General features: G+C 70.1%; 22 protein-coding genes. 6 read left to right on the forward strand and 16 right to left on the reverse strand.

What is annotated here, in order from left to right; all coding sequences use genetic code 11:
* Nucleotides 1-8: 8 nt before the first annotated feature.
* Entirely contained in the window at nt 9-1,397 is a 1,389-nt protein-coding gene (locus ACQBAT_RS08080; protein ID WP_420748524.1) for an MFS transporter, read from the forward strand.
* Nucleotides 1,398-1,513: 116 nt separating this feature from the next.
* Here ACQBAT_RS08080 and ACQBAT_RS08085 read toward each other — a convergent pair whose 3' ends face one another.
* The 5 genes from ACQBAT_RS08085 to ACQBAT_RS08105 all read right to left on the reverse strand — a co-directional run bounded on the left by ACQBAT_RS08085 (nt 1,514) and on the right by ACQBAT_RS08105 (nt 7,022).
* A complete protein-coding gene (locus ACQBAT_RS08085; RefSeq protein ID WP_420748523.1) occupies nt 1,514-1,870 on the reverse strand; it encodes an RNA polymerase-binding protein RbpA in 357 nt (118 codons plus the stop codon).
* Nucleotides 1,871-2,113: 243 nt separating this feature from the next.
* Complete coding sequence (locus ACQBAT_RS08090) at nt 2,114-2,680, reverse strand: FxsA family protein (RefSeq protein WP_420748522.1); 567 nt, start codon at nt 2,678-2,680, stop codon at nt 2,114-2,116.
* Nucleotides 2,677-3,498, reverse strand: coding sequence for a polyprenol monophosphomannose synthase (locus tag ACQBAT_RS08095; protein ID WP_420748521.1), 822 nt, complete (start codon nt 3,496-3,498; stop codon nt 2,677-2,679). Before ACQBAT_RS08095 ends, ACQBAT_RS08090 begins: the two co-directional genes overlap by 4 nt.
* A gap of 9 nt (nt 3,499-3,507) precedes the next feature.
* On the reverse strand, nt 3,508-5,052 hold the full coding sequence (gene lnt / locus ACQBAT_RS08100; RefSeq protein WP_420748520.1) for an apolipoprotein N-acyltransferase: 1,545 nt from the start codon (nt 5,050-5,052) through the stop codon (nt 3,508-3,510).
* Between the two features lie 380 nt (nt 5,053-5,432).
* The gene (locus tag ACQBAT_RS08105; protein WP_420748519.1) at nt 5,433-7,022 is read right to left on the reverse strand and encodes an amidohydrolase; all 1,590 of its coding nucleotides are present in this window, start codon (nt 7,020-7,022) and stop codon (nt 5,433-5,435) included.
* A gap of 132 nt (nt 7,023-7,154) precedes the next feature.
* Between ACQBAT_RS08105 and ACQBAT_RS08110 the strand changes: the two genes are divergently transcribed.
* The gene (locus ACQBAT_RS08110; protein WP_420748518.1) at nt 7,155-8,633 is read left to right on the forward strand and encodes a KamA family radical SAM protein; all 1,479 of its coding nucleotides are present in this window, start codon (nt 7,155-7,157) and stop codon (nt 8,631-8,633) included.
* A 56-nt stretch (nt 8,634-8,689) separates the two neighbouring features.
* On the opposite strand, the gene ybaK is transcribed toward ACQBAT_RS08110, so the two are convergent.
* Entirely contained in the window at nt 8,690-9,193 is a 504-nt protein-coding gene (gene ybaK, locus ACQBAT_RS08115) for a Cys-tRNA(Pro) deacylase (RefSeq protein ID WP_420748517.1), read from the reverse strand.
* Between the two features lie 51 nt (nt 9,194-9,244).
* Here ybaK and ACQBAT_RS08120 point away from each other — a divergent pair, with 51 nt between their 5' ends.
* Nucleotides 9,245-10,288: a S66 family peptidase gene (locus tag ACQBAT_RS08120; RefSeq protein WP_420748516.1), complete on the forward strand. Its 1,044-nt coding sequence runs from the start codon at nt 9,245-9,247 to the stop codon at nt 10,286-10,288.
* A 16-nt stretch (nt 10,289-10,304) separates the two neighbouring features.
* Here ACQBAT_RS08120 and ACQBAT_RS08125 read toward each other — a convergent pair whose 3' ends face one another.
* From ACQBAT_RS08125 to ACQBAT_RS08140, 4 genes are read right to left on the reverse strand one after another with little or no spacing between them, the layout of a single operon-like run.
* Nucleotides 10,305-10,718 (reverse strand): PIN domain-containing protein, encoded by a 414-nt coding sequence (locus ACQBAT_RS08125; RefSeq protein WP_420748515.1) that lies wholly within the window; start codon nt 10,716-10,718, stop codon nt 10,305-10,307.
* Entirely contained in the window at nt 10,715-10,939 is a 225-nt protein-coding gene (gene vapB, locus ACQBAT_RS08130; RefSeq protein WP_420748514.1) for a type II toxin-antitoxin system VapB family antitoxin, read from the reverse strand. The genes ACQBAT_RS08125 and vapB overlap by 4 nt, the downstream gene beginning before the upstream one ends.
* Nucleotides 10,940-10,981: 42 nt before the next feature.
* Nucleotides 10,982-11,443: an Lrp/AsnC family transcriptional regulator gene (locus ACQBAT_RS08135; RefSeq protein ID WP_420748513.1), complete on the reverse strand. Its 462-nt coding sequence runs from the start codon at nt 11,441-11,443 to the stop codon at nt 10,982-10,984.
* A 10-nt stretch (nt 11,444-11,453) separates the two neighbouring features.
* Nucleotides 11,454-11,846, reverse strand: coding sequence for a hypothetical protein (locus ACQBAT_RS08140; RefSeq protein ID WP_420748512.1), 393 nt, complete (start codon nt 11,844-11,846; stop codon nt 11,454-11,456).
* A gap of 37 nt (nt 11,847-11,883) precedes the next feature.
* On the opposite strand from ACQBAT_RS08140, the gene ACQBAT_RS08145 reads away from it, so the two are divergent.
* The 3 genes from ACQBAT_RS08145 to ACQBAT_RS08155 all read left to right on the forward strand — a co-directional run bounded on the left by ACQBAT_RS08145 (nt 11,884) and on the right by ACQBAT_RS08155 (nt 14,589).
* Nucleotides 11,884-12,765, forward strand: a complete 882-nt coding sequence (locus tag ACQBAT_RS08145; protein ID WP_420748511.1) for an LLM class flavin-dependent oxidoreductase — start codon at nt 11,884-11,886, stop codon at nt 12,763-12,765.
* A 105-nt stretch (nt 12,766-12,870) separates the two neighbouring features.
* Nucleotides 12,871-13,812: a 5'-3' exonuclease gene (locus tag ACQBAT_RS08150; RefSeq protein WP_420748510.1), complete on the forward strand. Its 942-nt coding sequence runs from the start codon at nt 12,871-12,873 to the stop codon at nt 13,810-13,812.
* Between the two features lie 54 nt (nt 13,813-13,866).
* The gene (locus ACQBAT_RS08155) at nt 13,867-14,589 is read left to right on the forward strand and encodes a phosphatase PAP2 family protein (protein WP_420748509.1); all 723 of its coding nucleotides are present in this window, start codon (nt 13,867-13,869) and stop codon (nt 14,587-14,589) included.
* Here the strand turns inward: ACQBAT_RS08155 and ACQBAT_RS08160 are convergent.
* The 6 genes from ACQBAT_RS08160 to tatA form a co-directional block, all read right to left on the reverse strand.
* Entirely contained in the window at nt 14,514-15,062 is a 549-nt protein-coding gene (locus tag ACQBAT_RS08160; RefSeq protein WP_420748508.1) for a PH domain-containing protein, read from the reverse strand. The two genes, ACQBAT_RS08155 and ACQBAT_RS08160, sit on opposite strands and share 76 nt — an antisense overlap.
* 7 nt (nt 15,063-15,069) lie before the next feature.
* Nucleotides 15,070-16,275, reverse strand: a complete 1,206-nt coding sequence (locus ACQBAT_RS08165; RefSeq protein WP_420748507.1) for an acetyl-CoA C-acetyltransferase — start codon at nt 16,273-16,275, stop codon at nt 15,070-15,072.
* Nucleotides 16,276-16,409: 134 nt separating this feature from the next.
* Nucleotides 16,410-19,415, reverse strand: a complete 3,006-nt coding sequence (locus ACQBAT_RS08170; protein ID WP_420748506.1) for a DEAD/DEAH box helicase — start codon at nt 19,413-19,415, stop codon at nt 16,410-16,412.
* Between the two features lie 9 nt (nt 19,416-19,424).
* On the reverse strand, nt 19,425-20,357 hold the full coding sequence (locus tag ACQBAT_RS08175) for a diacylglycerol/lipid kinase family protein (protein ID WP_420748505.1): 933 nt from the start codon (nt 20,355-20,357) through the stop codon (nt 19,425-19,427).
* Nucleotides 20,354-21,136, reverse strand: coding sequence for a twin-arginine translocase subunit TatC (gene tatC / locus ACQBAT_RS08180; protein ID WP_420748504.1), 783 nt, complete (start codon nt 21,134-21,136; stop codon nt 20,354-20,356). Before tatC ends, ACQBAT_RS08175 begins: the two co-directional genes overlap by 4 nt.
* A gap of 77 nt (nt 21,137-21,213) precedes the next feature.
* Nucleotides 21,214-21,507 (reverse strand): Sec-independent protein translocase subunit TatA, encoded by a 294-nt coding sequence (gene tatA / locus ACQBAT_RS08185; RefSeq protein WP_420748503.1) that lies wholly within the window; start codon nt 21,505-21,507, stop codon nt 21,214-21,216.
* Between the last annotated feature and the right edge of the window lie 22 nt (nt 21,508-21,529).

Here is a 21,529-nt window from a genome sequence, read left to right on the forward strand (position 1 = left end):
GTCCTGCCATGAGCGAGACGACGGCGTTGCGCGCGAACCCGCAGATCGAGCGCACGCGGGCCCACCAGGATGCCTTCGGCTGGTACGACTGGGCCAACTCCGCCTATGTCACGACAACCGGCACGGTGCTGATCTCCCCCTATCTGACGGCCCTGGCGCGCGCGGACGCCTGCCCGAGCCTGGCCAGCGGCGAGGTCTGCGCCGAGCGGCTCTCGGTGCTGGGTATCCCGATTGCCGTGGGCTCGCTCGCGCCCTACACGATCACCGTGGCCACCCTGGTCTCCGCGCTGGTCCTGCTCTTCGTCGGCGCCATCGCCGACCGCCACCCGCGGCCGGTCCGGCTGCTCGGTGGGCTGGCCTGGGCCGGTGCGATCGCGGCCAGCATGATGTTCTTCCTCTCCGGCAGCAACTGGCAGCTGGGCGTGCTGCTGGTGGTCATCGCCAACCTCTGCCTGGGCGCCTCCCAGGTCGTCTACGACGCCCTGCTGATCCGGGTCGCCGAACCTGACGACCGGGACAAGGTCTCCTCCCGTGCCTGGGCACTGGGCTATCTCGGCGGCGGCATCCTGCTCGCGATCAACCTCGTGATGATGCAGATGTATGACTCGCTCGGGATGAGCTATGAGATGGCGATCCGCCTCAGCCTGCTCTCGGCGGGCCTGTGGTGGGGCATCTTCACGCTCATCCCCGTGATCGGGATGCGCCGGATCCGCGGGACCACGGCCACCCCGATCGACCGGTCCGCCGGGGTCGTGGGCGGGACACTGTCCCAGTTGGCCTCCACCTTCCGCGAGCTGCGGCGCTACCCCCAGACCCTGCTCTTCCTGGTCGCCTACCTGTTCTTCAACGACGGCATCCAGACGGTGATCGCCTCGGCCAGCCTCTACGGCATCGAGGCGCTCGGCTTCGAGACCAGCCAGATGATCATCACCATCCTGCTCGTCCAGTTCGTGGCCTTCGGCGGGGCCCTGCTCTTCGGCGTCATCGCCGGCCGGATCGGGGCCAAGCTCACCGTCCTGGGTGGCATCGTGATGTGGACGCTGGTCGTGGCCTTCGCCTACTTCGTGCCCGAAGGGGCGTTCACGATCTGGTTGGTCTGCGCCGTCGGTATCGGCCTGGTCATGGGCGGCACCCAGGCACTGTCTCGCTCGCTGTACTCCCAGCTCGTGCCCCCCGGCAAGGAGTCGGAGTTCTTCAGCTTCTACCAGGTGATGGAGCGTGGGACGAGTTGGTTCGGGACCCTCGCCTTCGGCCTCGTCTACCAGCTCACCGGCGACTACCGCCCGGCGATCCTGGTGACCATCGCCTTCTTCGTGGTCGGTGGCCTGATCCTGACCCGCGTGAACGTGCGCAAGGGCATCGAGATGGCCGGCAACGAGCAGCCGCGCATCGTCTAGGCGAGCAGACCCGACGAACTCACCACACGGCATACCTAGCCGGCCCCACGGCAGACAGGGGACGGCCCCGGACCACAGGGTCCGGGGCCGTCCTGCTGAGCCCGTATGTCGTGTGCTCAGGCGGTGCGCTTGCGCGGCTTCTCGCCGCGGCTGGTGCGGAGCAGGTCGAGACGCTCCTCCAGCAACTCCTCCAGCTCGGGGACGGAGCGACGCTCGAGCAGCATGTCCCAGTGGGTGCGCTGGGGCTTGGTCGCCTTCACCTCGGGCTCGGGGCCGTCGACGAGCTTGGCGTCCAGGCCGCAGCGGCACTCCCACAGCGGCGGGACCTCGGCCTCGACCGAGAAGGGAAGCTCGCTGATGTGGCCGTCGGGGCAGACGTAACGGGTGATCGTGCGCTCGGAGAACGTCACACCCTCGTCGCTCTCGAAGGACAGCCAGCTCAGGTTGGTGCCGCGGAGGGACCTTTCAGCCATGGGTACTCCTTCGTGTCCAGGACACGGTGAATAGTCGGTCGTTGTAGTTCGGTCACTCGTGATCTGTCTTGATCTGCGTCTGCCGATCTGGTCCAGATCGGCAGACCTGTCGATCGGTCCATCACGTCCGATCATCAGGTCAACGCACACCACGGCGACGGTGTTCCCACCTCGTCGCGGGCGGAGCGGCAGTGGCCGGTCAGTGCGCGCCGATCCCACGTCCACGGATGAGGGGGTGACATTTCATGGTAGCGGCGTTGGCCCTTTTGGGCCAGCCGAGCCGGGGCCGGGGGTCTCGGAGACGATCTCGCCCTCGATGACCTGACCCCGTCCGGGCGCAGAGCGCCGTCCTGGTGCACCGGCGCCACTCCCCCCGGCACCCGTCCCACGTGTCACGGCCAGCACCCGGGCGGCCACCAGAGCCTGGAAGGCGCGGCGCGCCACCGGCCGCGTGAACGGCAGGACCAGCAGCAGACCCACGGCATCGCTGACGAAGCCGGGCAGGATCAGCAGGAAGGCACCGACCATCACCAGGATCGCGTCGGTCGCCTCATCGGTGGGCATCTTGCCGGTCTGCAGCGCGCGCTGCAGCTGACGGAAGGTGCGGGAAGTCTCGCGTCGGGCCAGCCACACGCCGAGGAAGGCCAGCGCGATGATCAGCACGACGGTCCACAGCAGCCCGATCTGCTGACCCACCAGGATCAGCACGGCGATCTCGATCACCGGCAGCAGGATCAGGGTGGCCACGACCCAGGGCAGCACGCGGCCGCGCCGGGTCGGTCGGGTCGAGGTCGGGTGGCCAGCGGTCACGGTGTCTCCTCCAGGTGGTGCCATCTGGGAGAACGCCGAAGGCGGCCCAGACGTTCCCGCACCTGCCGACCACGCCGTTGCAGACCCCAGAGCCCGACGCGCACCGCTGCCTCCCGCACGATGTCGTCGCTCATCTTGGAGGTGCCGACCTCCCGCTCGACGAAGGCGATCGGCACCTCGACCACCTTCAGCCCGCGGTCCAGGGCCCGCAGGGTTAGGTCCACCTGGAAGCAATACCCGTGCGAGGCCACCGCGTCGGTGTCCATCGAGCGCAGCGCAGCCAACCGATAGACGCGGAAGCCGGCGGTGGCATCACGCACCGGTATGCCGAGGGCATACCGGGCATAGGTGTTGGCGCCGACCGACAACGCTGTGCGCGACACCGGCCAGTTGTGCACCGACCCACCAGGCACCCAACGCGATCCGATGACCAGGTCAGCACCGACCCCGCCCGCGTTCTCGGCCGCGGTGAGCAGCGCGGGCAACTGTTCGGGCTGGTGCGAGCCATCCGCGTCGATCTCGACGACGGCCTGATAGCCGTGCTGGTCGGCCCAACGGAAGCCTGCGAGATAGGCCGGGCCCAGGCCTTCCTTGCCGGGGCGGTGCAGCACGTGGACCTGCGGGTCCTCTGCAGCCAGCCGGTCGGCCAACGCCCCGGTGCCGTCAGGGCTGTTGTCGTCCAGGACCAGCACGTCCGCGTCCGGGACCGCGGCCCGGATCCGGCCGACGATCATCGCCAGGCTCTCGATCTCGTTGTAGGTCGGCACGCAGACGAGGACCCGACCCAGGGCAGGTCGGACGGCAGCGGTCGAAGTCACCGGGTGAGCCTAACCATCACGCAGTCCCGGCGAGACCTGACCGGTCCGGCGCGCCAGCTGCAGCAGCAGCGCCAGCACGACAATGACGGCCGCGCCGACCGGCACCCACGGCCCCACGTGCACGGCCGGGGTCAGGCCGGTCTTCAGCGGCAGATCTCCCTCGAGCATGGCCTCGGTGAACAGCCCGGACTCCTCGTGCACGACACCGTCGGGGGTGATCAACCCGGAGATGCCGACATTGGAGATGTGCACCAGCGCCCGATCCAGCTCCACGGCCCGCACCCGGGAGGCAGCGATGTGCTGGGCGGCCTGGTCACCTTCGCCGAACCAGGCGTTGCTCGTCGGCACCGCCAGCAGGGCGGCACCACCGCGGACGAGGTCCTGCATGGCGGGATCGACCACGACCTCGAAACAGATCCCCACACCCAGCTCCAGGGTGCGTCCGTCGCGCATGGGCACCGCCATCACCCCGGGCTGGGTACCGGGGACGAAGTCGGTGATCCGGTCCACCCACGGGGACAGGTGACGCATGATCCCGCGCAGCGGCATGACCTCGCCGAAGGGAGCCAGATAGACCTTGGTGTAGACCTCGTCCAGTCCGGTCCCGGGCAGATAGCTGAGCATCAGGTTGTGGGGCGCCTCCCCGCCACGGCGCGAGGTGGCACCGAGCAGGACGGGGGCGTCGATGTCGTCGACTGCTGCCATGATCCGCGCGGTGGCCTCAGGGCTGCCGTCCGGCCGCAGGGGGTCCAGATCGCTCGCGCCCTCGGGCCACAGCACCACGTCCGGGTATGTCCTTTCTCCCCCGGCCACCTCCCTCGCCAGGGCGTGGGTCAGGTCGGTGTAGCGCTGCAGCATGGCTCCACGGTCCGCGGTCAAGGTCCTGGTGAAGCCCGGTGGCAGATCACCCTGGACGGCGGCCACCCGAACGGTGGGTCCGTCGACGCCGTGCGCGGGCATGAGCAGCGGGGCAAGGACCACAGCACTGGCCGCGACAGCGCTGGCCAGAGCCCGCGGCAAGGAGCGACTCACCCTCGGGACCAGCCGCTGCAGGGCCAGCGCGATCAGGCCTCCCGCGAGGGCGACGACGAACCCCAGGCCGGGCACCCCGACCCAGCTGACGACCTGGATCAGGGGTGAGTCAGCCTGGCTGAACCCGAGCCGCGCCCAGGGGAAGCCGCCGAAGGGGCTGACTGCGCGCCCCCACTCCATCAGCGCCCAGGCCGCCGCACCGACGAACGGGCGCACCACTCCCCCACGCTGCAGCCAGGCCAGCACCCCGCCCAGGGCCATCGGATAGAGCGCCGAGGCCGCGCTCATCGCCAGCCACGGCATGATCCCCGCATAGGTGCTCGCCCACGTGAACATCGGGGCGAACCAGGTCAGGCCGAGCAGGAAGCCCGCTGCCAGGCCGGTCCGGATCGAAGCCCCCGCCGTCGCCAGCGCCAGCGTCCCGCAGCCCACGAGCGCCAGCGGCCACACGTCATACCCGGGGAAGGCCAACCACAGGGCGAGCCCGCCGAGGGTGGCGAGCAGGAGGCGGACCGGGAGCACGGGTTCAGGGTACGTGGGCCACCTGCGCCGGACCTGAGGCCGCCACAGTGTCCTGACGTCCTGGTCCTGCAGCCCTCGCGACCTGGCCGACCCTCCCCCCGGACACGGCCGGACCCCGCCACCTTTGGGGCCGGACCTGGGGCGACTGGTGGTCACCACAGTCCCGTTGTCTACTCGGTGTGCGGGGTCCTGGCTACCCCAGGACGCGGGACGGCGTCGTTGGGGACCAGTTGAAAGTAGGACGATCGGCAAAGGCCTGTCAACACCCCCCTGACCTGCACTGATGCAGAACGGTGCAGGTCAGCGGGATGCCCTGCCCGGCATGATCCCGATCACGTCCGGCGTGTCGGCGCGCGACACGCCGGGCTGCCTCCGGCGCGTCAGGGCCGTGGGCGCAGATAGGCCGTGAGGCCGCCCACGACGGTCCGCTCGGCGACCGGGAGGGGCGCCTCCGGGCCGTCGAAGACAGGCAGACCGGTGACCGGGTCGGTGACGATGTGGCCGTCCTGGCCGTCGTCCCACACGACCAACGTCGCCGGGCCACCCTGCTCGAGGACGCCGCCCTCAAGTCCGGCTAAGGCATACCCGCCCACGGTGTGTGCATGGACAGCCTCCGCCACGGTCAGCCGCTGCTCGGGATTGTGGTGCCACACCGCTGCGCGCACGGCGGCCCAGGGCCCGAGGCGCGTGACCGGGCTGTCCGAGCCCAGGGCGAGCGGCACGCCGGCGTCCACCAAGGTGCGCAGCGGCACCGCCTGGAGCGCGCGCTCAGGACCCAGCCGTTCGGCATACAGGCCCTCGGTGCCACCCCAGAGCCCGTCGAAGCAGGGTTGGACGCTCGCCCAGATCCCGAGGTCGGCCATGGTGCGCACGACCTCCTCGTCCGGCAGCTCGACATGCTCCCAGCGGTGGCGGACAGCGCGGATCGCGTCCCGGCCGAGCACCTCGGCGGCGGCGCGGAAGCCGGCCGCCATCGTGCGCAGACCCTCGTCGCCGATGACGTGCCCGCCGGCCTGCAGTCCGGCGCGAGTGCAGGCGATGACGTGATCGCGCACCTGACTTGGGGTCAGATAGCCGTAGCCGTGCTGGTCGGTGCCGACATAGGGCTCCCCCACGTGCGCGGTGAAAGATCCGAACGAGCCGTCAGCGCACAGGTCGCCGGCCAGCCCCAGGATGCCCAGGAACTCCGCGATCTCCCCGGCCACGTCCGCGTCGTCGGTCAGCTCACCCCAGTAGGTGACGACATCGGGGACCCCTGGGGCGGATGCGGCGGCCAGCACGTCGCGGATGTCGTCGTGGCTGGTCAGATGCGTAGCCCCGGTCTCGTGGAGCAGCGTGAGCCCGCAGCGGGCGGCGGTGCCGAGCGCCAGCTCCAGGTGGCGCTGGCGGTCCACCGGCGTCATGGAGGAGGTGAAGGCATGGGTGACGGCCGCGAAGGCGTCCCGGCGGGCCACCACGCCGTCCCAGCCGTCCAGGTCGCGGACGCGGGCGATCGTGGCCATCGCGGTGGACACGCTCGCCGAGTGCGCGTCCACGCGCGGCATATAGACGACGCCCCCGTATGTCGCCCGGTCCAGTTCGGTGGGGGCGATCGGCCGACCTTCGGCCCACTGGGTCTCGTCCCAGGAGTGCGCGTAGATGGGCCGACCCCGCGTGCGCCGGGCCTCCTGCTCCACCAGGGCGAGGGCCTGCGCGATCGAGGTGGTGCCGGACAGGTCGACCCCGTCCAGCCCCTGGCCGGTCATCGTGAGGTGCACGTGGGCGTCGGCGAAGCCAGGAGTGAGCAGCCGGCCGCCCAGATCAATGACCTCGTCAGCCTCCTCGGCGTGGATGGTGGCGCCGTTGTCATCGCCGAGCCACGCGATCCGGCCGAGGGCGTGGTCGATGACCAGCGCGGTCGGTCGGGGGTCGGCGTCCGCGGACGGGTGCGCGGACGGGACGATGGCAGCGTTGCGGTACAAAGTCCTCACGGCCGCCCAGTCTGCTCTGCCGATGGCCGCTCTTGCCACTCGACAGCGATCTGTCCTGTCAGAACACGCCACGACAGGAAAATGTCCGGTGGTGCTTTCGTTTCACCGGATGATGTCCGTACACTTGCCGCCATGACGACGCAGACCGAGCAGCCCTACGTCTACCAGCGCCGTGAGTTGGTGGAGCCCGACTGGACCCGCTTCCCGGGATGGTCGGAGATCACCGCAGAGCAGTGGGCCGACGTGCAGTGGCAGCGGGTCAGCTGCGTCAAGAACCTCCGTCAGCTGCGCACCGTCATGGGCGACCTGCTCACCGACGAGTTCTACGCCGACCTGGAGCGCGACCAGGAGCAGCGCGCGACGATGTCGATGCTGGTCCCACCGCAGATGCTCAACACCATGGTCAGCGAGATGACGTGGGAGGACGGCCGGATGCCGGCCGCCGGCGAGGAGTTCACCCGCGCCTTCTACGCCGACCCGGTCCGCCGCTACATGCTGCCGGTCTTCTCCGACCGCCGCACCGACTGGCCCAACCACCCCTACGCCTCCCGCGACTCCCTGCACGAGCACGACATGTGGGTGGCCGAGGGGCTGACGCACCGCTACCCCACCAAGGTCCTGGCCGAGATGCTGCCGACCTGCCCGCAGTACTGCGGCCACTGCACGCGGATGGACCTGGTCGGCAACTCCACCCCGCAGGTCACCAAGCTCAAGCTGGCCGGCAAGCCGGTGGATCGGCATACCGCGATCCTGGACTACCTGCGCGCCACCCCGAGCGTGCGCGATGTCGTCGTCTCCGGCGGCGACGTGGCCAACATGCCGTGGAAGAACCTTGAGGCCTGGCTGGACCAGCTGCTTGACATCGAGAACATCCGCGACGTGCGCCTGGCCACCAAGGCCCTGATGGGTATGCCGCAGCACTGGTTGGCCCCGGACACCGTCGAGGGCGTGTCCCGGGTGGCGACCAAGGCGCGCGAGCGGGGCGTCGGTCTGGCCATCCACACCCACATCAATGCCGCCCAGTCGGTGACTCCGCTGGTCGCCCAGGCGTCCCGGACGATGCTCGAGGCAGGCATCCGCGACGTCCGCAACCAGGGCGTGCTGATGCGGGGTGTCAACGACACCTCCACCCAGTTGCTGGACCTGTGCTTCGCGATGGCCGATGACGCGATGATCACGCCGTACTACTTCTACATGTGCGACATGATCCCGTTCAGCGAGCACTGGCGGGTCTCGCTGGCGCACGCCCAGCACCTGCAGCACTCGCTGCTGGGCTACCTACCCGGCTTCGCGACCCCACGGATCGTCTGTGACGTGCCCTTCGTCGGCAAGCGCTGGGTGCACCAGGTCGACACCTACGACACCGAGCGCGGCATCTCCTACTGGCGCAAGAACTACCGCACCTCGATCGAGGGTGAGGACGTCGATGTGACCAGCGCGGAGTATGTCTACTACGACCCCATCGACACCCTCCCGGCCAGCGGCCAGGACTGGTGGCGCGAGCATGCGGTCGAGGTGCACGACGGAGCCGACGAGGCCGCGCAGGAGGAGAAGGCCGTGGCTGCGGCTGCCGCCTCCCGCAAGGCGTCGGTGGACCAGCTCACGTCCTGATCGCACGGGTCCGGTGGCCGGGCAGGCTTTGAGCCCCCAGCCTCAGGCGCGCAGCCTCAGGCCCGGCGCGCGATGGGCGCGGTGAGTCCGCCGGTGATCTGCAGCAGGTCCGTGGGGGCGAGCTCGAGGTCCAGGCCTCGCTTGCCCCCGCTGACCAGCACGGTGTCGAAGTCCAGGGCGGACTCGTCCACCACAGTAGGCAGCGCCTTCTTCTGCCCGATCGGGCTGATCCCGCCCACCACGTAGCCGGTGGTGCGCTCGGCGACCTTGGGGTCGGCCATCGTCGCCTTCTTGGCGCCCAGTGCGGCAGCGACCGCCTTGAGGTCCAGCAGGGTGTTCACCGGCACGATCCCCACGCCCAGCCCGCGCTCTGAGTCCACGAGCAGGGTCTTGAAGACGCGGTCAGCGTCGACACCGAGGGCTTCGGCAGCTTCCAAGCCGTAGGACTCCGTGGCCGGGTCGTGCTCGTAGACCCGCACGGCATACGGGATCCGGGCCTGCTCCAACGCTACTGTCGCGGGCGTTCCGCCGGTGCCGGTCGTCTGCTTCTTCTTCGCCACGGCCGCAGGATAGTGCCGCGCCGCCGAGCCTGTCCCCTCTAGCCTGGCTGCATGCTCGTCCGCTTCCCACGTCCTCTCCAGCCTGGTGACCTCGTCGGGGTCACCAGCCCATCCTCGGGCGTGCCGGACGCCCTCCGCCCGCGACTTGAGGTCGCCCTGACCACCGTGCGTGCTCACGGTTTCGAGGTGGAGGTCGGCGAGTGCATGGACGGGCGGGGGCACGTCAGCGCCACCGTCGAGCAGCGGGCGGCTGAGCTGCAGCGCATGCTCGTCGACCCTCGCATCCGCGCAGTCGTCCCACCCTGGGGCGGCGAAACCGCGATCGACCTGCTGGCGAACCTGGACTGGGCCGAGATCTCCCAGGCCCAGCCCACCTGGGTGGTCGGCTTCTCCGACACCGCCACCCTGATCACGCCGCTCACCCTGCTCACCGGGTGGGCCACGGTGCATGGCAACAACCTGATGGACACCCCCTACGCCCCGCCCGAGGGCCTGCTGAGCTGGCTCGACATCGTGACCCTCGACCTGAACTCGACGTGCACCCAGACCTCACCGCGCGCCTGGCGCGAGGGGTTTGTGGACTACGTGGAGCACCCGGCTGTCGATCATCTCGAGCTGAACCAGCCAGGCGGGTGGCGACGGCTCGACGGCGACCGTGATCGCGAGGTCGACGTCACCGGGCGCCTGATCGGCGGCTGCCTGGAGACGCTGAGCCCGCTGGGTGGCAGCCGCTACCTCGACCCGACTTGGCTCGCCGATGCTCCTGGTGACGAGCGCGGAGGCGATGGGCTCATCGTCTACGTCGAGGCAGCTGAGGCCGACGCCTTCCAGGTATGCCGCAGCCTCCATGGTCTGCGGCTCGCCGGCTTCTTCGACCGGGCCGCGGCCGTACTCATCGGGCGCACCAGCGGTCCGGACGCGGACACGCTCACCCAGGACGAGGCGGTGCTCGACGCGCTCGGAACCCTGGGTGTGCCGATCCTGGCGGACGTTGAATGCGGCCATGTCGCCCCCTACCTGCCGCTGGTCAATGGCGCGATAGCACGGGTTCAGCACTCACCAGAGGCATCGACGATCAGTCAGACCCTGGCCTGAGCGCACAGCCCGGCCATCAGGAGTCCGCCCGCCAGGAGTTCCATCGCAGACCCCCGACTCGACCGAAGTCTCTCCCGTTCTCGGTGATGACCACCAGACCTCGAGAGCGGGCGTGGCCCGCGATAAGGGTGTCATAGGCGCCGATGGGTGACCCCTCGCTCGCCAGTTCGGCCCGGATGTCAGCAGCATGGATGGCGGCCGCCTCGTCGAAGTCAAGCACCGGCAGCAGGCCGAGCATCTGCTCGACATGGTCGCGTAGCCGACGAGGTTCGGAGCTTCGGAGTGCGCCGAAGAGGAGTTCTGAGACCACGATGGACGACGTGACCAGCGATCCTGCGTGGGCGTTGAACGACTGTCGCAGATCGGGGCGCCGTCCCCGCAGGACGTCGATCGCGGTGCTGGTCTCCAGGAGGTACTGCGGTGCGCTCACCGCCAGTCCCGGTCCTGAGGAGACTCTTGCTGACGCCCCGGAAAGGAGCACTCCTCAACGACGCTGTCGAAGAAGCGGTCCCAGGAGGAATCGAGGGGGGTGAGGACCCTGGCTCGTCCCTCCACGGTGATGGACACCTCTCCATCTGTCGGGAAGGCGACCTCACGAGGAAGTCGCACCGCTTGCGTGCGGTTGGACCTGAAGAGTCGGGTCACGGTCATGGAACGCCTCCTGTATATACGGACAGGATATACCGCAGCCTCTCAGATAGAGAAGTCCCCTTGCGGAAGCTGACCAAGGCGGTCCTCCCACGGCGTGGAGAGCACGATGGTGGTGTTGGTCGCGACGGAGGCCTGCTGCCGGATCCGTGCGAACAACTCCTCAAGGTCTTGCGGCCGGGAGACCCGGATGAGAAGCACGTAGTTCTCGTCACCGGCCACCGACCAGCAGGCGACGATCTCCTCGATGTCGTTGAGCCGCTCCGGGACGTCGTCGTCAGCGGCCGGGTCGAAAGGCGTGACCGACATCAGAGCGGTGAGCGGCAGTCCGACCTTGGGATAGTCCACGACCGCGCGATAGCCCTTGATGATCCCCCGCTCCTCGAGGCGCTTGACCCGTTGGTGGACCGCCGAGGTGGACAGGCCGACCTGCCGCCCGAGGTCGGCGAAGGAGATTCGTCCGTCCTGCGCAAGGACCTGGACGATGTGGCGGTCGAGGGACTCCATGGAGGACAGGTTAGACCGCGTCGGGGTCAGGATCGGCGCGCTCGCCGATCGCGGACCACAGGAAGGCGCCCAGGGTGAGCAGCCAGGCAGCGGCGAACCAGAGCGGAAGGGGGCTGGGGGCGACGAAGACGGCATACCCAAAGATCAGCACCCCGAGCAACCCGACCGGCCAGCGGCGACCGCCACCCAGCGCGGCGAGCACTGCGGCGAGCACCATGACCGTGGGCATCGCCAGGAGCTGCACGGCCCTCCAGTCGACACCGCTCGGGCGATCCAGGGGGTTCTCCCCCTCCGCGCTCGACCACAACGGACCCAGGAGCAGCACGATCGCGATCATCAGGGTCACGAGGACAGCCAGCCACGGCAACCGGGTCCGCAGCGTTCGGGTCTCTCGCACGGGCACCTCGCCACGCTAGCACCGGGTCCGTAGGCTGCTCGGCATGAGCGGCACCAGCAGCCCGAGCACCAGGAGTGAGCAGGATCTGAGCCGGACCCCCGTCCTCGCCCTGGTCCAACCGGCCGACCAGCCGCCAGAGCGGATGATCGAGGCCGCCCGGCGGGCCGAGGATGCCGGCCTGGAGGAGGTCTGGATCTGGGAGGACTGCTTCGCCGCCAGCGGAATCGGACCCGCGGCGGCGATGCTCGCCGCCACCCGCGAACTGCGCGTGGGCATCGGTCTGCTGCCGGTGCCGTTGCGGGCGCCGTCGCTGACGGCGATGGAGCTCGCCAGCCTGGCGAGCATGTTCCCCGGCCGTTTCCTGCCGGGGCTGGGGCACGGAGTGCTGGACTGGATGGGACAGGCTGGCGTGCGGGTGTCCTCCCCGGTGACGCTGCTGCGCGAGCACGTCGACGCGATCCGCCGGCTCCTCCACGGCGAGGAGGTCACCACCCAGGGCCGGTATGTCGATCTGGACCGCGTGCGACTGCGTTTCCCACCAGAGGTGGTCCCGCCGGTCCTGGTGGGCGGCCGTGGCCCGCGGACGTTGGCGCTCGCGGGCGAGCTGGCCGACGGCATCATCATGGATGACGCTGCGCCCGAGGGACGGGCGCTGCCCGATCGCGTGGCGCAGGTGATCGAGATCGTCGGTGCAGCCCGGGACGAGGCCGACCGGGAGGGTCGTGCCGAGGTCATCGGCTTCCTGCCGACGGCATCCGACGCAGAGCCCGCCTTCGTCGCCGAGCAGGCGCACGCGCTGTGGCAGGCCGGGGTGGATCGGGTCGTGTCCTTCGCGGGCGGGGTCGACGGCCCACCTGCGCAGGGGGATGAAGTGCTGCACTTCGTCGACGTGCTGGCCGAGGTGGCCGACGCGATGGACCGCTGAGTCTGACGGGCGTCGTGATCGTGGCGGGAGTCGTGATCGCGGGAAGCGGCGGCCAGCCTCGGTGCCACACCAGCTCCGCCTGATCTCAGCGCTACGCTGGCCGCTATGACCGATGCCCCGTCCTCCCGGTTGCTTCTGCTCGATACCGCCTCGCTGTACTTCCGCGCCTACTTCGGCGTCAAGGACCTTCGTGAGGCGCCGGACGGGACCCCAACCAATGCGACCCGCGGGCTGCTGGACATGGTGGCCACCCTGGTCACCCGCTTCCGCCCCACCCACCTTGTCGCGTGCTGGGACGATGACTGGCGTCCCGAGTTCCGGGTGGCAGCGATCCCGTCCTACAAGGCTCACCGCCTGATCGAGGGTTCGGAGGAGAAGGAGGAGGCTCCACCTGAACTCGAGGTCCAGGTGCCGATCATCCGGCGCGCGTTGGAGGCCGTCGGGATCCCTGTCATCGGCGCTCCGGGCTATGAGGCCGACGACGTCATCGGCACCCTCACCGCCCAGCACCATGGCAGCATGCCGGTGTCGGTCGTGACCGGGGACCGCGATCTCTTCCAGCTCGTGGATGACGACGCCGACATCTCCGTGGTCTACACCGCCCGGGGCGGCGTCCGGGACGCCGAGGTGATCCGCCAGGCCGACCTTCAGGAGCGGTATGGCGTCGCGACCGGGGCACAGTACGCCGACATGGCGATGCTCCGGGGGGACACGAGCGATGGCCTGCCCGGCGTCAAGGGCATCGGTGACAAGACTGCAGCCCAGCTCGTCACGGCATACGGATCCCTGGCCGGGGTGCGCGAGGCGCTCGCCGCAGGTGACCCCGAGATCAAGGGTGCGCGCCGGACCAACCTGGAGGCCGCCTCGGACTATCTGGACGTCGCTCCCCTCGTGGTGCACGTGGCCACCGACGCTCCCCTGCCTGACCGCCCGCTCACGTTGCCGCGCGAGGTCGCCGATCCAGAGACCCTGCAGCAGTTGGTCGATGCCTACGACCTCGGCAGCCCGGTGGGTCGGCTGCTGGCCGCCCTGCAGATCTCGCCGTGATCGCCTGGCGTGTCACGGCTCGTGCACAGCCATACCGTCTAGCCTGATCGGGCCATGCCCGACGCCCTGACCCACCGTGACCTGCCGCCGCCCGTCATGCCCTGGAGCCTGATCACCATCGGTGTCATGGGCGTGGCCGCCCTGTATGTGGGTTTCGTGCTCACCACCACCGGCCAGGCGGTGGACAACGCCGTCATGGACCGCGCGCTGCACGCGTCTTTCGGCAACGGCTATCTGGCCCCGCTGCACCACCTGATGGGACCGGCGGTCGCGGTGCCGATGGCCCTGGTCGTCAGCGCGCTCGGTCTGGTGCGCGGATGGCGGACCGGCGCCGGAGCCCTGGCAGCGGTCGCCGTGATCCTGGCGCTGCCCCAGGTGCTCAAGGCAGGCCTGCCGCGACCCCAGCTGGCCGATCCGTGGCAGATGGCGAACTCGCTGCCCAGCGGCCACGTCGCGGCGGTCGCTGCGGTCGGTATCGCGCTGCTCATCGTGGTGCCGCCCCTGCTGAGCGGCATCGCACTGCTCCTCACCCTCGCGGCCACCGGGATCATGGGGGTGGTGGTGCTGGGGCTTGGTCATCACCGGCCGAGCGACATCGCCGCCTCGCTCGGCGTGGCCATGATCGGCTGGGGCATCGGGCTGCTCGTCCAGCGCGGCGGAGCCACTCGGATCGGGCGTGACGCTGCTGCCGGAGACCTCGATCAGCGCCGACCGCGACGCCGACCAGGTTCGTTCGGCGGCCACTCCCCGTCGTCCGAGCCGTCGTCGGTGGCGTAGAGCAGGTTGTGCAGCTGCACCTGAACGCGCGCCACCTCGGGCACGTCATGCAGCACCATCCCGCTCTGCTGCGTGGCATCGGAGATCACCAGCGTCCCGCAGCGGAAGATCCGGTCCAGCAGGCTCTTGTCCAAGGAGATGTCATTGACCCGGTGCAGCGGGATGTCCCGACCCTTGCGGTTGAGGATGCCGGTGCGGTGGGCGACCCGACGGGTGGTGATGACATAGCGCTCGGCGTTCCACCGCAGGATGGGCAGCACGGTCAGCCAGATCGCCAACGCAAGGGCGATGCCGCCGGCCACCCACATCACCGGCACGTAGTAGTCCTCCCCGCGCAAGAACCACCAGAGCAGCACCAGGACCGCGGCGAGGAGCACGGTATACAGGACCGGGAGCAGGATCGCCTTGGGGTGCGTGCGGAGGTTGAGGACGATCTGCTCACCGTCCGCGAGGTTGCGCTCCTTCAGTCCCATGCGCGCATCATGACACCCGCTCGAAGACCGCCGCCAGACCCTGGCCGCCACCGATGCACATCGTCTCCAGGGCATAGCGGCCCTCGCGTCGGTGCAGCTCGTGGGCCAGGGTGGCCAGGATGCGGGCGCCGGTGGCGCCGACCGGGTGGCCCAGGGAGATGCCGGAGCCGTTGACGTTGAGGCGATCCCAGTGGTCCGGGGCAGCCATCCCCCACTCGGTGAGCACGGCCAGGGCCTGAGCCGCGAAGGCCTCGTTGAGCTCGATCAGGTCCAGATCGGCCATCGTCAGGCCGGCGCGCTCCAGGGCGGTGGCAGAGGCTGGGACCGGCCCGATGCCCATCGTCTCGGGGGCGACCGCGGACACCGCCCAGGAACGCAGCGCCAACAGCGGCTCCAAGCCGAGCTCTTCGGCACGCTCCCGGGTGCTGACCACGCAGAGCGCGGCCGCGTCGTTCTGGCCGCTGGCATTGCCGGCGGTGACCGTGGCGGCATCGTCCTGGCGGCCCATGATCGGCCGGAGCCCGGCCAGCGTCTCGACCGTGGTGTCGGGGCGGATGTGCTCGTCGGTGTCGACGACCACCGAGCCCTTGCGGGAGGTGACGGTGACGGGGACCAGCTCTGCGGCATACCGGGACTGGGCCTGGGCCTCGGCGGCGACCCGGTGGGAGCGCGCCGCCAACTCGTCCTGGGCCTCGCGGGTGATCCCGTAGTCGCGACGCAGGTTCTCAGCCGTCTCGATCATGCCGCCCGGGATCGGGTGGTGCCGGCCACCAGCGGTCGCCCGGGCGCGCCCGAGACGGTCGGCGAGCTGGACGTCGGCGCGCACGCCCTGCCGAAGCAGCGCGTAGTGCTCGACCTGGCTCATCGACTCCGCTCCCCCGGCGATGATCAGGTCGCTCGCGCCTGCCTGGATCTGGGTGGCTGCGGTGAGCACTGCTTGGAGGCCGGAGCCGCATCGGCGGTCCAGCTGCATGCCGGGCGCGCCGTCGAGGCCGCAGTTGAGCGCGAGGATGCGTCCGAGCGCCGGGATCTCGCCGGAAGGGTTGGCGTTACCGATGATCACATCATCGACCTGCCCGTCCTGCAGCCCGGTGCGCTCCAGGAGTGCAGTCAGCAGCTGGCTGCCGAGGTCGGCGGCGGTGAGGGTGGCGAGGCTGCCGAGGAAGCCTCCGACAGGCGTGCGCAGCGGTGAGCAGATGACGATCTCGGGCATGATCGCAGCCTATGCGGGCCGGTGCGCGACGCGTTCGGTGGCCCGGGAACGCTGCACGGCGCGCGTCCGGTGGGGCCTAGGGCCGACATCCTGCGCGTCCGGTGAGGCCTAGGGCCGACATCCTGCGCGTCCGGTCAGTCGAGGCGGTCGGCGGCGACGACGCCGCGCAGGATGGCGTCGGTGGCGCGGCGGGCGGTACGGGCGACCTCGGGCTCGGCAGCCTGGGCGATCTGACCAAGCAGGTCGACGACCTGCTTGCAGCGGCGCACGAAGTCACCAGCAGACATCCCGCCGTCGCGCAGCACCTCGTCCAGCCCGCGGCCCGACGTCCAGCGGTGCACCATCCAGGCGATCCCGGCGTCCAGTTCCCGATCGCCCTCGAGCCGGTGCTGGCTCTTGAGGGTCAGCACCTCGCGCCAGATCGCGCCCATCTCCCCGAGCGCTTCCTCCACCTCCAGGGTCGGCATCCGCGGGTCGCCCTGGTCATCACCGCGCGCCTCGTGCACCAGCGCGGAGACCACCGCGGCAAGGTCGGCAGGGGTGAGCCGCTTCCAGGTCCCGCGCCGCAGCGACTCGGCGACCACGAGATCCAGCTCGGTGTAGATCCGCCGCAGCCGCTCCCCCTCCGGCGTCACCTGCTCCCCGTCCTGGGTCAGGTAGCCCAGCCCTGAGAGCAGGTCACAGATCCGCTCGAACGTCTTGGCCACCGTGTTGGTCCGCTCGGACACGCGCCGCTGGAGGTCGTCGGTCTCCTTGCGCAGCTGCCACCACCGCGCCGCCCACCGCGCGTGGTCCTCCCGCTGGGGGCAGGCGTGGCAGGGGTGCGCCTTGAGCGCGGCCCGCAGGTCCTCGACGCGGGATTCCCCGCCCCTGGGGTATGCCGTTCCACCACCCTGCTCGGCGCCCTCACCCTCACTGTCGTCCCCGGCTCGCGCAGTCCTTCCACGCAGGTGGCCGGGCAGGGGCTCGCGGACCCTGTCCCGCAGAGCGGAGGCCAGGTCCTTGCGGGAGCGCGGGCTCCTGGGGTTGAAGTGTTGCGGGATCCGCAGCTGCCCGATCACCTCCGGGACATCCTTGAAGCCGGCCACGGTGAGCTGCTGCAGGCGGCCGTTGGAGGTGAGCACGGTCGGTTCCGGGGAGGCCGACCGGCTCTTCGGGGCGCGCAGCACCACGGCCATCGTGCCCTTGCGGCCGCCGTCGAGCTGGATCACTTGGCCGGGGTCGAGGTCCTCGAGGGCCTGGGCGATGTCCGCCCTACGCTGGGACTGCCGCTGGCGGGAGAGCTTCTTCTCCAGCTCGGAGAGCTCGTGACGCAGCCGGCCGTACTCGCGAAAGTCACCCCGGTCGCAGGCCATCGCGTCGGCATAGCCCTCCAGCGCCACCTCGTTCTCCCGCAGCTTGGTGGTCAGCCCGACGACCGACCGGTCGGCCTGGAACTGGGCGAAGGAGGACTGGAGCAGCTCACGGGCGCGGTCCTGGCCGTACTGCGCCACCAGGTTCACCGCCATGTTGGAGCTGGGCCGGAAGGAGGAGCGCAACGGATAGGTGCGCGTGGATGCTAGCCCCGCGACATCCATCGGGTCCAGCCCCCGGCGCCAGAGCACGACGGCGTGGCCCTCGATGTCGATGCCGCGGCGGCCCGCACGCCCGGTCAGCTGGGTGTATTCCGCGGGCGTCACCGGCGCATGGGTCTCCCCGTTGAACTTCACCAGCTTCTCCAGCACCACCGAGCGGGCTGGCATGTTGATGCCCAGCGCCAGCGTCTCGGTCGCGAAGACCGCCCGGACCTTTCCGGCAGTGAACAGCTCCTCGACGATCTCGCGGAAGAGCGGCAGCATGCCGGCATGGTGCGCGGCATATCCGCGGGCCAGACCCTCGACGAAGTCGTGATAGCCCAAGACGCCGAGATCGGCTGGATCCACCTCGGCCACCCGGCGCTGGACCAGGTTGCGGATCTGTTGCCCGTCGGAGTCGGGGATGAGCCGCGTCCCCCGACCCAGCAGTTGGCTCACCGCGGCGTCGCACCCGGCGCGGCTGAAGATGAAGGTGATCGCCGGCAGCAGGCCGTCCCGGTCGAGCCGGTCGATGACCTGGGCCCGGCTGGCCACCCCACCCGGCAACGCACCCTTGTCGAAGGCGGAGATGGGGGCAGCGTCGTCATACCGGCGGCCTCGGTCCTGCCGCCCACCGCCACCACGTCGACCGGCATCGCGACCACCATCACGTCGACCGCCATCACGACCACCATCCCGACGGCCACCGCCCCGCCCGCCCGAGCGCCCCCGCCCCTGATCGCCGCGGCCACTGCGCTCCGCCGACCCTCCGCGTGGCTGACCGCGCCGGCCCCGGGGCGCACCCGCATCCTCGCGGCTCCAGCCCCCGGAGGAGGACCGCTCGGCCTGGGCGATCCGTTGGAGCAGTTCGGGATTCACCCGGGCCGACCCCGGCCCTTCCTGGTCGGCCACGAACAGGTCGAAGAGCTGGGTGCCGACCATGAGGTGCTGCCACAGCGGCACCGGCCGGTGCTCGGAGACGATCACGCGAGTGTCATCCCCTCGCACCGTGCGCAGCCAGTCGCCGAACTCCTCGGCGTTGCTCACCGTCGCCGACAGCGAGATGACCTGCACCGACGGCGGCAGGTGGATGATGACCTCCTCCCACACCGCGCCGCGCCACCGGTCGGCGAGGTAGTGCACCTCGTCCATCACCACATAGCCGAGCCCCGTGAGGGTGGGGGAAGCGGCATACATCATGTTGCGGAGCACCTCGGTGGTCATCACGACCACCGGCGCCTCGCTGTTGATGCTGGCGTCGCCGGTGAGCAGCCCGACTTTCTCGGGGCCGTGGCGGGCGACCAGATCGTGAAACTTCTGGTTGGACAGCGCCTTGATCGGGGTGGTGTAGAAGGTCTTGCGCCCGGTCTCCAGGCCGAGCGCGACCGCGAACTCCCCCACGACCGTCTTGCCGGCGCCGGTCGGCGCGGCGACGAGCACGCCATGGCCCTCCTGGACGGCGTCGATCGCCTCCAGCTGGAAGGGGTCCGGATCGAAGCCCAGGGACTCCACGAACCGGCCGGCGGGCGTCGCAGCGAAGGCGGCGCGTTCCCGGGCACGGGCGTACTGCTCGGCGGGGGTGGGCATACCCCCAGGCTATGCGAGCGGAGGCGCGATCACCTGCAGATTCCGCAGCACCGCCGAGATCGTGAGCGGCAGCGGCGCCAGCTCCTCACCGTCCCCATGCGCGAGGACGTCCGCTGGACCCGCGATCCGCACCTCGCGCACCCGGCGCACCGAGACCTCCGTCATGCCCGTATGCCGCCCCGCCCGGACCGCGCGCAGCAGCACCAGGGCGCGGGTCGGTGAGAGCGGGCCGATGGTGACCAGGTCCAGGAGACCGTCCTGCGGGTCGGCCTGCGGGGCGAGGTGGAGGCCGCCGCCGAGGAAGGGCAGGTTGGCCGGGGCGAGCACCAGCGCGGTGAGCTCCTCGTCGGTGGTCGCGCCATCGGGATGGACCAGGGTCAGGTGGTATCGCAGCTCGGGGGTCCAGCGCAGCCGGGCGATCTCGACGAGCGCGGCCAAGGTGTAGGTGGCGGCGCCGAGTCGGCGGGGCAGCAGGGTGGCCCGATGGGCGATGCGGGCGTCGAGACCGGCGTTGACCGACCCGAGGACGTGCCGGTCGATCCCCGCGCCACGCACGTCGCCTTCCCCCCGCACCCGAATCGTGTCCAGCGTGCGACGGTGGCCCGTCACCAGCACCCGAAGGGCGTCGTCGGGGCGGGTGGGGATGCGCAGTGAGCGGGCCGCGTCGTTGCCGGTGCCGGCGGGCAGGATGCCGACCGCGGTGCTGCTGCCGGCGCAGAGGTCGGTCGCCAGGCTCACCGCGCCATCGCCGCCCGCGACGACCAGAGCGTCGAGCCCATCAGCCAGCAGCTCGGTGCACCGGTCGCGTGCCTCGTCCAGGCTGTCGGTCTCGACCTCCACGACCTCATGGTCGGCCCGACGCAGGACGCTCACCGCGGCCGCCCCCAGCACCGCGGCGCCACCGCGACCGGACCGCCGCCCGTGAGCGACGGCATACCTCATGGGAGCGGGGTGGGCTGGTCGGGTGTCAGGCCGGCGTAGCGGTCCTCGCGTGCCCCGCGCTTGCGGCGTCGACGCTCCATCAGGGAGGAGACGGCGACCGCCCCCCAGAAGAGCGCGAAGATCGGGATCGCCATCGCGATCATCGCCCAGCCGCTCGGGTCCGGCGTCATGATCGCGGCGAAGATGAGGATCAGGAAGAGGGTGATCCGCCAGCTCCGGAGCATGTTGCGCGCCGAGAGGATGCCGATCTGGTTCAGCGCGACGAGCAGCACGGGCAACAGGAAGGCCAGCCCGAAGGCGAGTGCGAAGAAGAGCGCGGTCGACAGATAGTCGTTGGCGGTCTGGATGTTCGCCATGCCGATCGGGGTGAAGGCGAGCAGGATGCCGACCATCCGGGGGAAGGCATAGGCCGCGAGCAGCGCCCCAGCGACGAAGAGCGGGATGCTGACGAAGAAGTACGCCAGCGCGATCTTCTTCTCTTTGCGGGTCAGGCCCGGGAGCAGGAAGGCCCAACCCTGCCAGAGCCAGACCGGGCTGGCCAGCAGGATGCCCATGAAGATCGAGACCTTCATCCGCATCGCGAACGGTCCGGTGAGGCTGTTGAAGTTGAGCGTGACCAGCTCGTCGCCGCGCTCCTCGCGGACGCGTTCGATCGGCTCGGTGAGGAAGTCGATGACGAACTGGTAGAGGTACCACCCGATGACCGCAGCCGCGATGACCGCGATCACCGAGATGATCAACCGGTTGCGGAGTTCACGAAAGTGCTCCCCGAGGGACATCCGTCCCTCGGGGTCTCTCACCCTTCTGGCGCGCGCCATCGACTCCTCGGCGTCGGGGGTGGGTCAGCGGGTGGTGGTCAGGCGCGGGGGTCGCTGTCGCGGCCCTGCTCCAGTCGGCGGTACTCCTCCTGGGCGGTGTCCTCGTAGCGCTCGTCCTTGCGGTCGATGCTCTCGCCCGGCTTCGGGATGTCGCCGTCGGTGCCCTTGTCCTTGCGACCCGCTGAGTCGTCCTTCATCTGGTCGACCTCGGTCTTGAAGACGCGCATGGACTCGCCGAGGCTGCGGGCGGCGTTCGGCAGGTTCTTCCAACCGAAGAGCAGCACAAAGGCGATGATCAGCACGATGATGTGCCAGAGCTTGATTCCTCCCACAGGAGGTCACCTCTTCCGGTTC

Source organism: Ornithinimicrobium pulveris (assembly GCF_050261105.1).
Taxonomy (GTDB): Bacteria; Actinomycetota; Actinomycetes; order Actinomycetales; family Dermatophilaceae; genus Ornithinicoccus.

What these genes read in the sequence shown, in the direction of transcription:
- ACQBAT_RS08080 (WP_420748524.1), top strand. Translation starts at nt 9, where the DNA reads ATGAGCGAGACGACGGCGTTGCGCGCGAACCCGCAGATCGAGCGCACG.
- ACQBAT_RS08085 (WP_420748523.1), bottom strand. Translation starts at nt 1,870, where the DNA reads ATGGCTGAAAGGTCCCTCCGCGGCACCAACCTGAGCTGGCTGTCCTTC.
- ACQBAT_RS08110 (WP_420748518.1), top strand. Translation starts at nt 7,155, where the DNA reads ATGACGACGCAGACCGAGCAGCCCTACGTCTACCAGCGCCGTGAGTTG.
- ACQBAT_RS08120 (WP_420748516.1), top strand. Translation starts at nt 9,245, where the DNA reads ATGCTCGTCCGCTTCCCACGTCCTCTCCAGCCTGGTGACCTCGTCGGG.
- vapB (WP_420748514.1), bottom strand. Translation starts at nt 10,939, where the DNA reads ATGACCGTGACCCGACTCTTCAGGTCCAACCGCACGCAAGCGGTGCGA.
- ACQBAT_RS08135 (WP_420748513.1), bottom strand. Translation starts at nt 11,443, where the DNA reads ATGGAGTCCCTCGACCGCCACATCGTCCAGGTCCTTGCGCAGGACGGA.
- ACQBAT_RS08145 (WP_420748511.1), top strand. Translation starts at nt 11,884, where the DNA reads ATGAGCGGCACCAGCAGCCCGAGCACCAGGAGTGAGCAGGATCTGAGC.
- ACQBAT_RS08150 (WP_420748510.1), top strand. Translation starts at nt 12,871, where the DNA reads ATGACCGATGCCCCGTCCTCCCGGTTGCTTCTGCTCGATACCGCCTCG.
- ACQBAT_RS08155 (WP_420748509.1), top strand. Translation starts at nt 13,867, where the DNA reads ATGCCCGACGCCCTGACCCACCGTGACCTGCCGCCGCCCGTCATGCCC.
- ACQBAT_RS08160 (WP_420748508.1), bottom strand. Translation starts at nt 15,062, where the DNA reads ATGGGACTGAAGGAGCGCAACCTCGCGGACGGTGAGCAGATCGTCCTC.
- ACQBAT_RS08165 (WP_420748507.1), bottom strand. Translation starts at nt 16,275, where the DNA reads ATGCCCGAGATCGTCATCTGCTCACCGCTGCGCACGCCTGTCGGAGGC.
- ACQBAT_RS08170 (WP_420748506.1), bottom strand. Translation starts at nt 19,415, where the DNA reads ATGCCCACCCCCGCCGAGCAGTACGCCCGTGCCCGGGAACGCGCCGCC.
- ACQBAT_RS08175 (WP_420748505.1), bottom strand. Translation starts at nt 20,357, where the DNA reads ATGAGGTATGCCGTCGCTCACGGGCGGCGGTCCGGTCGCGGTGGCGCC.
- tatC (WP_420748504.1), bottom strand. Translation starts at nt 21,136, where the DNA reads ATGTCCCTCGGGGAGCACTTTCGTGAACTCCGCAACCGGTTGATCATC.